This is a genomic window from Micromonospora sp. Mcm103 (genome assembly GCF_024519755.1).
GTDB classification, from domain to species: Bacteria; Actinomycetota; Actinomycetes; order Mycobacteriales; family Micromonosporaceae; genus Micromonospora; species Micromonospora aurantiaca.
In genome coordinates, this window is the sequence record NZ_JALJRJ010000023.1 from 92044 (window position 1) to 103675 (window position 11632).

At 73.5% G+C, this 11632-nt stretch carries 14 protein-coding genes; 7 read left to right on the forward strand and 7 right to left on the reverse strand.

Going from position 1 to position 11632, the window contains the following annotated elements:
• Positions 1–7: 7 nt before the first annotated feature.
• A complete protein-coding gene (locus OC439_RS25050; protein ID WP_013286060.1) occupies positions 8–268 on the reverse strand; it encodes a hypothetical protein in 261 nt (86 codons plus the stop codon).
• Positions 269–443: 175 nt separating this feature from the next.
• Positions 444–821 carry a hypothetical protein gene (locus tag OC439_RS25055; protein ID WP_194801619.1) on the reverse strand — a complete coding sequence of 126 codons (378 nt, stop codon included), beginning with the start codon at positions 819–821 and terminating at the stop codon, positions 444–446.
• A gap of 111 nt (positions 822–932) precedes the next feature.
• Here OC439_RS25055 and OC439_RS25060 point away from each other — a divergent pair, with 111 nt between their 5' ends.
• Genes OC439_RS25060 through OC439_RS25070 form a run of 3 tightly spaced genes read left to right on the forward strand, consistent with a single transcriptional unit; the run spans position 933 to position 4057 of the window.
• Entirely contained in the window at positions 933–3482 is a 2550-nt protein-coding gene (locus tag OC439_RS25060) for an ATP-dependent Clp protease ATP-binding subunit (RefSeq protein ID WP_262015579.1), read from the forward strand.
• A gap of 57 nt (positions 3483–3539) precedes the next feature.
• Positions 3540–3707 (forward strand): hypothetical protein, encoded by a 168-nt coding sequence (locus OC439_RS25065; RefSeq protein WP_262015580.1) that lies wholly within the window; start codon positions 3540–3542, stop codon positions 3705–3707.
• On the forward strand, positions 3707–4057 hold the full coding sequence (locus OC439_RS25070; protein ID WP_135239924.1) for a DUF3140 domain-containing protein: 351 nt from the start codon (positions 3707–3709) through the stop codon (positions 4055–4057). Before OC439_RS25065 ends, OC439_RS25070 begins: the two co-directional genes overlap by 1 nt.
• A 49-nt stretch (positions 4058–4106) precedes the next feature.
• On the opposite strand, the gene OC439_RS25075 is transcribed toward OC439_RS25070, so the two are convergent.
• From OC439_RS25075 to OC439_RS25085, 3 genes are read right to left on the reverse strand one after another with little or no spacing between them, the layout of a single operon-like run.
• A complete protein-coding gene (locus tag OC439_RS25075) occupies positions 4107–4343 on the reverse strand; it encodes a hypothetical protein (protein ID WP_262015581.1) in 237 nt (78 codons plus the stop codon).
• A gap of 20 nt (positions 4344–4363) precedes the next feature.
• Positions 4364–5350, reverse strand: coding sequence for a LysR family transcriptional regulator (locus OC439_RS25080; protein WP_013286066.1), 987 nt, complete (start codon positions 5348–5350; stop codon positions 4364–4366).
• Positions 5351–5397: 47 nt separating this feature from the next.
• Positions 5398–6015 (reverse strand): hemerythrin domain-containing protein, encoded by a 618-nt coding sequence (locus OC439_RS25085; RefSeq protein WP_262015582.1) that lies wholly within the window; start codon positions 6013–6015, stop codon positions 5398–5400.
• A gap of 128 nt (positions 6016–6143) precedes the next feature.
• On the opposite strand from OC439_RS25085, the gene OC439_RS25090 reads away from it, so the two are divergent.
• Positions 6144–7472 carry a M20/M25/M40 family metallo-hydrolase gene (locus OC439_RS25090; protein WP_262015583.1) on the forward strand — a complete coding sequence of 443 codons (1329 nt, stop codon included), beginning with the start codon at positions 6144–6146 and terminating at the stop codon, positions 7470–7472.
• Between the two features lie 61 nt (positions 7473–7533).
• Positions 7534–8187, forward strand: a complete 654-nt coding sequence (locus OC439_RS25095) for a hypothetical protein (RefSeq protein ID WP_013286069.1) — start codon at positions 7534–7536, stop codon at positions 8185–8187.
• A gap of 52 nt (positions 8188–8239) precedes the next feature.
• On the opposite strand, the gene OC439_RS25100 is transcribed toward OC439_RS25095, so the two are convergent.
• Positions 8240–8431 carry a DUF5703 family protein gene (locus OC439_RS25100; protein ID WP_030274256.1) on the reverse strand — a complete coding sequence of 64 codons (192 nt, stop codon included), beginning with the start codon at positions 8429–8431 and terminating at the stop codon, positions 8240–8242.
• 70 nt (positions 8432–8501) lie between these two features.
• Positions 8502–9470, reverse strand: a complete 969-nt coding sequence (locus OC439_RS25105) for an aldo/keto reductase (RefSeq protein ID WP_262015584.1) — start codon at positions 9468–9470, stop codon at positions 8502–8504.
• Positions 9471–9634: 164 nt separating this feature from the next.
• Between OC439_RS25105 and OC439_RS25110 the strand changes: the two genes are divergently transcribed.
• Positions 9635–10687 (forward strand): LLM class F420-dependent oxidoreductase, encoded by a 1053-nt coding sequence (locus OC439_RS25110; RefSeq protein WP_194801613.1) that lies wholly within the window; start codon positions 9635–9637, stop codon positions 10685–10687.
• Positions 10684–11520, forward strand: a complete 837-nt coding sequence (locus tag OC439_RS25115) for an undecaprenyl-diphosphate phosphatase (RefSeq protein ID WP_262015585.1) — start codon at positions 10684–10686, stop codon at positions 11518–11520. Before OC439_RS25110 ends, OC439_RS25115 begins: the two co-directional genes overlap by 4 nt.
• The last annotated feature ends 112 nt before the right edge of the window (positions 11521–11632 follow it).

Sequence of the window (11632 nt, forward strand, 5' to 3'; positions counted from 1 at the left end):
CCGGGCCTCAGAGCGTCGCGACGTAGAGCTGTGCCTGCTCGACCGCGACCAGTGTCGCGGCCAGACACTCCTCCAACTCCTGGCCGGCCTGTGTCAGCGAGGCCTGCGCCGCCTCGACCGTCTCGTGGCCGCTGCCCTCCAGCGCGCCGGCAAGGGTCTGCTGCGCCTCGGCCAGCTTCTCGCCGGCGGCCTGCACCGCTGTCTGGCCGTCACCGATCTGCTGGAGAGCGACATCGATGGCGGCCTTCAGCTCGGCGACGCTCGCCACGGGGACCTCCTGGGGGCGAAAGAGATCTCCATTACAACCCATCGGAACGGGTGGACGAACATCCACCCTCGCGTGGTTGCGGCCCTCGTGTCCGGTTCCCGCGCTGACGTGCGCGAAGACCCCGGCCGGCGGTCCTGCCGGCGGACACCGCGGTCCCGCTCGCGGGACCGGCGGGCTAGCGGCCGAGCCAGCGCGGTCCGCGTACCTCGGCGCCGAGCGCGGTGACCCGCTCGCGCAGTTCGCGGTCGGCGGTGACCACCACCCGCCGCCGGTCCGGCGCGGCGGCCACCAGCTCGACCATCGTGTCGTCGCCGGAGCCGGGCGCGGAGACCACGTCCACGCCGGGCGCGGGCGGCACGTGCCGGGCCGCGCCCTCCACCACGAGCACCACCTGCACCGGTGGCGGCAGCTCCGGCGGCACGCCCGCGTCCCCGACGGACGCCAGCGCGTCGCGCAGCCGGACCGCCGCGCCGGCCCGGTCCCGCCACCAGCCGTCCGGGCGCGAGCCCACCACGTTCGCGCCGTCCACGATCAGCAGCGGTCTGCTCTCCATGCCCCCAGCCTGCCATCCGGTCGCGTTTGTCGCGCCGACCGCCGGGTAGCCACCGCCGACCGTGCCGCGCGTGCCGGGTGCCGGTCGTGCCGACTGACTGCGGAGGACGAGATGATGGGACCGGGTGACTTCGGCAACGACCCCTGGGACGAGTTCCTGGCCCGATACTTCGGCCGGGGCGAGGGGGGACGGCGGCCGGCGCACCGGGTCGACATCACGCGCCTGATGACCGCCGACGCGCGGGAGATGCTCGCCGACGCGGCCCGCCGCGCGGCCCAGAAACACAGCAACGACCTGGACACCGACCACCTGCTCTGGGCGGCGTTGCAGCGCGAGCCGCTGCGCGACCTGGTCCGCCGGGCCGGCGCCGACCCGGACGCGCTGCTGGGCGCGCTGGGCGGCCGCGGCGAGGGCGCGCCGCGCGGCGAGGTGCCGCCGAACCTGTCGCTGACCCCGGCGGCGAAGCGGGCGCTGCTCGACGCGCACCAGTTGTCCCGGGCGATGGGCGCCAACTACATCGGTCCCGAGCACATCCTGATGGCGTTGCCGCTGAACCCCGAGTCGCCGGCCGGCCGGATGCTCGCCGCCGGCCGGATCCAGCCCGAGTCGTTGCAGGCGGCCAGCGCCGAGCGCGGCGCGACGAACGCACCGCGACCGGACCGCGGCACCCCGACCCTCGACCAGTACGGCCAGGACCTCACCGAGCTGGCCCGGATGGACCAGATCGACCCGGTGATCGGCCGGGCCGACGAGATCGAGCAGGCGGTGGAGATCCTGTCCCGGCGGACCAAGAACAACCCGGTGCTGATCGGCGAGGCCGGTGTCGGCAAGACCGCGATCGTGGAGGGTCTGGCGGAGCGGATCTGCGACGGCGACGTGCCGCAGACGCTGATCGGCAAGCGGGTGATCCAGCTCGACCTGTCCGGCCTGGTCGCCGGCACCCGCTACCGGGGCGACTTCGAGGAGCGCCTGAAGAAGGTGATCGACGAGATCCGCGCCCACCGCGAGGAGCTGATCATCTTCCTCGACGAGATCCACACGCTGGTCGGCGCGGGCGGCGCCGGCAGCGAGGGCGGGATGGACGCCTCGAACATGCTCAAGCCGGCCCTGGCGCGCGGCGAGCTGCGGGTGATCGGCGCGACCACGCTGGACGAGTACCGGCGTAGCATCGAGAAGGACGCCGCGCTGGCCCGCCGGTTCCAGCCGGTGCTGGTGCCCGAGCCGACAGTCGACGACACCATCGCGATCCTGCGCGGCCTGCGCGACAGGTACGAGGCGCACCACCAGGTCCGGTTCACCGACGAGGCGCTGGTCGCCGCCGGTGAGCTGTCCGACCGGTACGTCACCGACCGGTTCCTGCCGGACAAGGCGATCGACCTGATCGACCAGGCCGGCGCCCGGGTGCGGCTGCGCACCCGTACCCCGGCCGAGGACGTGCGCGAGCTGGAGCAGCAGCTCGACGAGACGCGCCGGGACAAGGAGCAGGCGGTCTCCGACGAGCAGTACGAGCGGGCCTCCGCGCTGCGCGACCGGCTCGCCGAACTGGAGGACCAGGTCCGCCGCGCCCGCGGCGACGAGGGCCCCAACCACGTGCCCGAGGTGGGCCCGACGGAGATCGCCGAGGTGGTCTCCCGGGCCACCGGCATCCCGGTCACCCAGCTCACCGAGGAGGAACGCGACCGGCTGCTGCGCCTGGAGGGGCACCTGCACGAGAAGATCATCGGCCAGGACGACGCGGTCAGCGCCGTCTCCGAGGCGGTACGCCGCTCCCGTACCGGCCTGGCCGACCCGGACCGGCCGATGGGCAGCTTCCTGTTCCTCGGCCCGACCGGCGTCGGCAAGACCGAGCTGGCCCGGGCGCTGGCCGAGGCGCTGTTCGGCGAGGCGGACCGGATGGTCCGGGTGGACATGAGCGAGTTCCAGGAACGGCACACGGTCAGCCGGCTGGTCGGCGCCCCGCCCGGGTACGTCGGCTACGAGGAGGCCGGCCAGCTCACCGAGGCGGTGCGGCGCCGCCCGTACGCGGTGGTGCTGCTCGACGAGATCGAGAAGGCGCACCCGGACGTGTTCAACATCCTGCTCCAGGTGCTCGACGACGGGCGGCTCACCGACAGTCAGGGCCGCACCGTGAACTTCAAGAACACCGTCCTGATCATGACCAGCAACCTCGGCTCGGAGCTCATCACCGGCACCCAGCGCACCGTCGGCTTCGCCACCGGCGCACCCGGCGAGCAGGAGAGCGACGAGCTGCGGGAACGGCTGATGCGCCGGCTCCAGGAGAACTTCCGCCCGGAGTTCCTCAACCGCATCGACGAGGTGATCATCTTCCAGCGGCTGGAGGCCGAGCAGCTGCGCCAGATCACCGGGCTGCTGCTGGAGGAGACCCGCCGCCGCATGCACGCCCAGGACATCCAGGTCGACTTCAGCACCGCCGGCGTCGACTGGCTCGCCGAGCACGGCTACCAGCCCGAGTTCGGGGCCCGTCCGCTGCGCCGGGTGATCCAGCGCGAGGTCGACAACCGGCTGTCCCGGATGCTGCTGGAGAACGAGATCTCGCCCGGGCAGAAGGTCACCGTCGACACCCGCGACGACCAGCTCGTCTTCGACGTCACCGCCGGTGAGCGGGGCTACACGCCGGCCACCACGTCCCATCCCCGATGACCGGCCGTGGCCTGTCCCGGCCGGGACGGGCCGCCACCGAAGGACCGGAGGGCGGACATGACCGAACCCGAGGAGATCCCCGACGACGTCGGGGCCGGTGAGCCGATCGAGGCGACCCCGACGGCGAACCCGTCCCGGGTGCGGGTGCCGCCGGAGGGCCTGAAGCAGCACACACCGAACGAGGGCGAGCCGGCATCCGGGCCGCCGCCGGGAGAGGAGGCGTGATGGTACGCGAGGCGCGACTCGACCCCGAGGTCGAGGTGATCTGGGACGACTTCCACGCCGAGGTGAACGTGTCCTCCGAGACGCTGCGGCAGTGGCTGCTGACCCGCGGCTCGGGGGAGGAGGCGTTCGGTCCGGGCCCGGACCTGGACCTGCCCGAGCCGGGCCGGCAGATCCTCGCCGTGCTGCGCAAGCGCAAGGTGGACCTCACGCCGGAGGACATCGAGGTGATGCGGGAGGCGATCACCCGGATCCGGGAGCTGACCGCGCAGCGGCCACGCCGGGGCAACGCCGACGACGAGTGGCGCCACGCCCTGCTCGACCTCGGTCACGACGTACTCGTCGAACGCTGAGCCGAAAGCCGGCGGCGCCCGGGCGGACCACCCGCCCGGGCGCCGCCGGCTACTCCGGCTCCAGGCTGGGCAGCCGCAGCCCGGCCGCGTCCGCAGCGGCCTGCCGGTCGGCGCGGGCGCGTTCCTCGCGGCTGAGCAGGTTGGCGTACTCGGTCACGTCGGCCGGCCCCGGCACCTCCGGCAACCGGCGCAGGAACGCCTCCACCTCGGCTGCGGCGGTGGTGTGCGCGGTGGCCGCCTGGCGCAGCAGCTCCCGCTGGTCGGCGGCCGGATACAGATCAGTCATGTCGCCGGTGTTACCCGGGTTCAGGCGATTCGCACCCCACCCGAGCCGTTGGGCTGCACACCGAACTCCGGATGCGCCAGCAGCCAGCCCAGGTACTCCGGATGGTTCGCCAGCGCGTCGGTGTACGCCGCGACCGCCGCCGCCAGCACCGGCTCGGCCACCGCCGCGGCCGGCACGTCCGGATGCCAGCCCAGCAGCAGCCGCCAGCGCAGCGGCGTACCGGCGAGCCGGCGGGTCACCAGACCGGCCACCGGACGGAACGTGGCCTGGCACAACGCCACCGCCTCACCCGCGTCCACCAGGTCCAGCGCGGCCCGCACGTCCGCCTCGTACACCTTCTTCGGGGTGAAGCCGGAGCGGGCGCAGGCGGCGGCGAAGCAGTCGCCGAAGCAGCCGTCGCCCGGCGCGGCCACCCACCGCTCACGCCGCAGGTCGACCAGGTCGACGTCGGCGCGGCCGGCCAGCGGGTGGGTCTGCGGCAGCAGCACGCAGATCGGCTCCACCGCAACCTCCCGCCAGCTCAGCCCGAACCCGGCCGACGGCGTCGAGTCGCCGCACACGCCGGTCAGCGCGAAGTCGAGCCGGCCACCCGCGACCATCTGCGCCAGCTCGTCCACCGACCAGGAGCCGTACGTGGTGATCTGCGCGTCCGGCCGCTCGGCGGCGAGCCGGTGCACCAGCCGCCCGAGGATCGGGCTGTTCACCCCGCCGAAGCGGTACCGGCGCAGCGGATCGCCCGCGCCGGCCATCCGGGCCGCCTCGTCCCGCAGGCCCTTCATCGCCGGCAGCAGCACCCGCGCCCGGTCCAGCACCAGCTCGCCCAGCGCGGTGGGGCGGGCGCCGCGGCGGTCCCGTTCGAACAGCGGCCCGCCCAGCGCCCGTTCGATCCGCTGAAGCTGGGCGGTCAGCGCCGGCTGGGCCAGGCCGAGCGCCGAGGCGGCCTTGGTGACGCTCCCCGTCTCCGCGATCGCGCAGACCACACGCAGGTGTCGCAGCTCCAGATCCATACCGTGACGGTAGGACCACGAACCGATACACGGAAGGGGCGATCGGCTCACCCCTCGCGGCGGTGCTCCAGGTCGCTCAGCCGGGTACGCCGCCCGGTGACCGCGTCGCGCACCTTGTCCAGCACCCCGACGGCCGGTTCGACGATCTTGTTCCAGGGCGGGGTGGCGGGCGTGCCGGGGTGCGGCCGGGTCGGCGCCGCCTCCTCCGCGATCTCCCACCGGTTGCCCAGCCGGATCAGCTCTGCGTCGCTCGCCACCTCGCGCAGCGGCGTGACCAGCGCCGCGACGCGGCTGACGTGCCGGCGGACCCGCTCGGCCACGTCCGCGACCGCCGGGTCGTCCGCCCCGGACAGCTCCTTGAGCGCGGTCAGCAGCCCGGCATCCGCCTCGATCTCCCGCTCCACCAGCTCGGCGGCGTCCGGCATCGCGGCGCGGGCCGCCGGGAACAGGTACTGCTCCTCGGCGGACAGGTGGCGGGACACCGCGGCGGTCAGCACGTCGAGCACCTCACGCCGGCCGGTGGCGTCCAGCGCCGGGTCCGTGACCCGGTCGGCCAGCCCCAGCAGCGCCCGGTGCTCGGTGTCCACGAGGTCGGCGACGCTGCGCCCACCCGGCCGGTACGCGTCGTCGGCGGCCGGCGGCAGCGGCGGCAGGGGGACGGTCATGGTGCCCTCCTCATGACGGCCGGAGTCGATGTCCGGGCGGTCCGGCGGTACCCGGCCCGGCGATCCGCGAAACCGCCGCCGTGCCACCGGCGGCCCGCGACCACCTCACCTGCTGGTATAAGGAAGCGATGACGAGCGACGCCGCCCCCGCCCGACCCGACGCCACCGACGAGGTCGTCGACCTCTGCCGCGACCTGCTGCGCATCGACACCACGAACACCGGCGACAACGACACCAGCGCGGGAGAGCGGCGCGCCGCCGAGTACGTCGCGGAGAAACTCGCCGAGGTCGGCGTCGACGCCGAGATCCACGAATCCGCGCCCGGCCGGGCCAACCTGGTCGCCCGGATCCCCGGCACCGAACCCGGCCGCGACGCGCTGCTCGTGCACGGCCACCTCGACGTGGTGCCCGCCGACCCGGACGAGTGGTCGGTGCACCCGTTCTCCGGCGAGATCCGCGACGGCTACCTGTGGGGCCGCGGCGCGATCGACATGAAGGACTTCGACGCGATGGTGCTCGCCGTGGTCCGTGACTGGCAGCGCACCGGCGTCCGCCCCCGGCGCGACGTCGTGCTCGCCTTCACCGCCGACGAGGAGGCCGGCAGCGACTACGGTGCGCACTTCCTCACCCAGCGGCACCGCGGCCTGTTCGACGGCTGCACCGAGGCGATCGGCGAGGTCGGCGGCTTCTCCTACTCGGTCGACGAGCAGCGCCGCCTCTACCTGATCGAGACCGCCGAGAAGGGCATCGACTGGCTGCGCCTGCACGCCAAGGGCCGGCCCGGCCACGGCTCGATGGTGCACGACGACAACGCGGTCACCGCGCTCGCCGAGGCGGTCGCCCGGATCGGCCGGCACCGCTTCCCGGTGGTGATGACCGACACTGTCCGGGCGTTCCTCGCCGAGGTCTCCGACGTGCTCGGCATCGAGATCGACCCGGACGACCCGGAGACCGCGATCGCCAAGCTCGGCCCGATCGCCAACATCATCGGCGCGACCGTCCGCAACACCGCCAACCCGACCCGCCTGGCCGCCGGCTACAAGGACAACGTCATCCCCGGCCGGGCCACCGCCACCATCGACTGCCGCAGCCTGCCCGGGCAGAGCGAGGAACTGGAACGGCAGCTGCGCGAGCTGGTCGGGCCGGACATCGCCATCGAGTACGTCCAGCGCCAGCCGGCCCTGGAGACCACGTTCGACGGTGACCTGGTGGCGCACATGTCGGAGGCGCTGCGCGCCGAGGACCCGGGCGCGCACCCGGTGCCGTACATGCTCTCCGGCGGCACCGACGCCAAGGCGTTCTCCCAGCTCGGCATCCGCTGCTTCGGTTTCGCGCCGCTGCGGCTGCCCGCCGACCTCAATTTCTCCGGCCTGTTCCACGGCATCGACGAGCGGGTTCCGCTGGACGGACTACAGTTCGGCGTGCGGGTTCTGGACCGCTTCCTCCGTACCTGCTGACCGCGCCCGCCGCGGCGCCGCCGGCGCGGAACCTCCCCCCATCGCGAAGGGACTGCCACACATGACCGACCAGCACGGTGAGCTGGACGCCGCCCTCGAGCGGGTGATCGACGCCGCCCGCGCCCACCTGGCCGCCGTCCGGGCCGCCCAGGGCCGGATCGACGACGACGCCGTCTGGCAGGCGTACGTCGCGTTGAACAACGCCTCGTTCGCCTACGACGAGCAGCTGCTCGACGCGTTCGGCGAGGTGACGCCCTGGGACGTGGAGTCGATCGACCCGGACGAGGCCGACGAGCGCTTCGGCGCCGTCGAGGGCGGCGAGCCCACCGACCCGCACCCGCGGGTCATCTCGGTGCGGCAGCGGCGCGACTACCGTGTGCCGAGTGTCGCCGCGCTGCTGCGCGCGGCCGAGGCGGCCCGCCGGGAGGGCACCCCGGAGGAGGACGAGCCGGCGCCGGTCGAGGGCGTCGGCGAGGCGGTGCTGGAGCTGCTGCAGAGCGGCGACGGCTCGCTGTCCGCGCTCGACGTGCCGGAGCTGGAGCCGCTGGACGGTGTGGTGATGGTCAGCGAGGTCGGCACCCCTGTCGACCTGGAGTCGTTCGACGACGACGACCCGGTCGGCCCGTTCCAGCCGGCCGCCGACGACCGGCTGGTCGGCCGGCTCGACGAGCACCCGTTCATGGAGCTCGACGAGGAGCACGACCACGCGCACTAGGCCGTGCGCGTCCCCGGGGCCGCGTCGCGCGGCCCCGGGGACGGGCCCGTCGTCAGTACGACAGGCCCGGCTGCGACTGGTTGACCAGGCGGCGCCGCAGCACCACCTGCCGCGTGCCGTCCCGGTAGAGCCGCACCCGGGCCAGCTCCCAGCCGGAGAACTCGGCCTGGATCGCCAGCTGCGCCGCGGCGGTCAGCCGATCGACGTTCGAGGGCAACCGCAGCGGCGCGTATTCGTAGTCCATGCCCCTATGCTGCCCAGGTCGCGGGCCCTCCGCCACCCCCTGCGGGTGACCCGGATCGCCCTCGTACGGCTCAGCCGTCGCGCTCCGGGTAACCCACCGGCACCGCCGACACGTCGTCCAGCGCCGTGACGATCTCCTCCGGCAGCGTCACCCGCTCCACCTGCAACGCGCCGAGCAGCTGCCCGACGGTCCGGGCGCCCAGGATCGGCGCGGTCACGCCCGGCCGGTCCCGCACCCAGGCCAGCGCCACCTCCAGCGGCGACACGCCCAGCCCGCCGGCCGCGATGGCGACCGCCTCCACGATGCTGGAGCAGCGCGGCTCCAGGTACGTCGCGACGAACCGCTCGAAGTGCGGCGACACCGCCCGCGAGTCGGCCGGGCGGCCGTTGCGGTACTTGCCGGTCAGCACACCCCGGCCCAGCGGCGACCAGGGCAGCACACCCAGCCCCATCCCGGCGCAGGCGGGCAGCACCTCCCGCTCCACACCGCGCTCCAGCAGCGAGTACTCCACCTGCGCGGCGACCACCGGCGCCCGCCCCGGCCAGGCGGCCTGCCAGGCGGCGGCCCGGGCGGTCTGCCAGCCGGAGAAGTTCGACACACCCACGTAGCGGGCCTTCCCGCTGGACACCGCGTGGTCCAGGGCCGAGAGCGTCTCCTCCAGCGGGGTGTCCGGGTCGTACCCGTGCACCTGCCACAGGTCGACGTGGTCGGTGCCCAGCCGGCGCAGCGAGGCGTCGAGCGTGCGCAGCAGGTGCCCCCGCGAGCCGTCCCGGCGGCGGCTGCCCGGCCGCAGGCCCGCCTTGGTGGCGATCAGCAGCTCGTCGCGGTCCACCAGGGTGCCCAGCAGGGAGCCGATCACCGACTCGGCGTCGCCGTCGGCGTACACGTCGGCGGTGTCGACGAGGTTGCCGCCCGCGTCGAGGTAACTCTTCAGCTGGGCGGCCGCGTCGTCGGCGTCGGTGTCCCGTCCCCAGGTCATGGTGCCGAGCGCGAGCCGCGATACCGCCAGCCCGCTTCGGCCGAGCGGTCGCTGTTGCATGCGTGAACCTTATTTCGAACCCGGCGTCACGGATATCCTCGCCGCAGTCAACTTCCCGCGCGACCTCCGCCCGGTGTGACATGTTCGGGGCGAGCCGGACGTCGAGGGCGCCACGCTCATTGCGTAACCTGATGCGACCTGTGGTGCGGACGGTGGGAGGATCAGTGCGACTCGGGCTCAACCTCGGATACCAGACGGCGTGGAGCACGCCCTTCGACCACCTGGCGCTGGCCCAGGAGGCGGACCGGCTCGGCTACTCGGTGGTCTGGGCCGCGGAGGCGTACGGCTCGGACTCGCCGAGCATGCTGGCCTGGATCGCCGGTCAGACGGAGCGCATCGACGTCGGGTCCGCGGTCATGCAGATCCCGGCCCGTACCCCCGCCATGACCGCGATGACCGCCGCGACCATCGACACGCTCTCCGGCGGCCGGTTCCGGCTCGGCCTGGGCGTGTCCGGCCCGCAGGTCTCCGAGGGCTGGCACGGCGTGCGGTTCGCCAAGCCGCTGGCCCGCACCCGCGAGTACGTCGACATCGTCAAGCTGGCGGTGGCCCGCAAGGAGGTCGCGTACGACGGCGAGCACTACACGCTGCCGCTGCCCGACGGCCCCGGCAAGGCGCTGCGGCTGGGCTTCCACCCGCCGCGCGAGCACATCCCGATCTACCTGGCCGCCGTCGGCCCGAAGAACCTGGAGCTGGCCGGCGAGATCGCCGACGGCTGGCTGGCCGTCTTCTACTCCCCGGAGTTCGCCGAGGAGCACCTCGCCTCGGTGCGCGCCGGGCGCGCCGCGGCGGGCAAGGAACTGGCCGGCTTCGACGTGGTGCCGTCCGTGCCGGTCGTGGTCGGCGACGACATCGCCACCTGCGCCGAGCTGGTGCGCTGGTACGCCGCGCTGTACGTCGGCGGCATGGGCAGCCGCAAGCAGAACTTCTACAACCAGCTCGCCACCCGGATGGGCTACGGCGACGCGGCCCGCGAGGTCCAGGACCTCTACCTGGCCAAGCGGCAGCGCGACGCGGCCGCCGCCGTACCGATGGAGTTCATCGACCGCACGTCGCTGCTCGGCCCGAAGGAGCGCATCGCCGAGCGGATGCGGGAGTACGCCGCCGCGGGCGTGACCACGCTGTCGGTGTCGCTGTTCGTGGCCGACCGGGACAGCGGGGTGCAGACCCTGCGTACCGTCGCCGAGGCGCTGGAGCTGTCCGGAGTCGGCGAGTGACCTGGATCGAGGCCATCGTCCTGGGCCTGGTCCAGGGGCTGACCGAGTTCCTTCCGGTGTCCTCGTCCGGGCACCTGCGGATCACCTCGGAGCTGTTCTTCGGCCGGGACGCGGGCGCGTCGTTCACCGCGGTGACCCAGCTCGGCACCGAGGCCGCCGTCCTGATCTACTTCGCCAAGGACATCTGGCGGATCGTCCGCACCTGGTTCGTCGGCCTGGTCGACCGCTCGGTGCGGTCCAGCCTCGACTACCGGATGGGCTGGTACGTCATCGTCGGCACCATCCCGATCGGCATCTTCGGGCTGCTGTTCAAGGACCAGATCCGCACCGCCGGCCGGAACCTCTGGCTGATCTCCTGCACGCTGATCATCGGCGCGATGCTGCTGGCCTTCGCCGAGTACTGGGGCCGGCAGACCCGTACGCTGGAGAACTTCCGGATGCGCGACGGCGTGGTGATGGGCTTCGCCCAGGCCGCGGCGCTGGTGCCCGGCGTGTCCCGGTCCGGCGGCACCCTGACCGCGGGCCTGCTGCTCAACCTGACCCGGGAGACCGCGGCCCGCTACTCGTTCCTGCTGGCCATCCCGGCCGTGGTGATCTCCGGCGTGTTCAGCCTGCCGGACGTCTTCGAGCCGTCGGCGCCGGGCACCGCCGCGCCGAGCGTGGCGCAGATGGTGATCGCGACGCTCATCGCGTTCGCCGTCGGGTACGCGGCCATCGCCTGGCTGCTGCGCTACGTCGCCCACCACACGCTGTACGTCTTCGTGCTGTACCGGGTGGCGCTGGGCAGCCTGCTGATCTGCCTGCTGGCGACCGGCACGATCAGCGCCACCTGACGCTGTCGTGCGAAAGGCCGGCACCCCGCTGTTCGGGGTGCCGGCCTTCTGCTTGTCTCAGCTGTTCCAGTGCTGGGCGACGAGGTCGGCGGCCTGCTGTTCCCACTGGGCG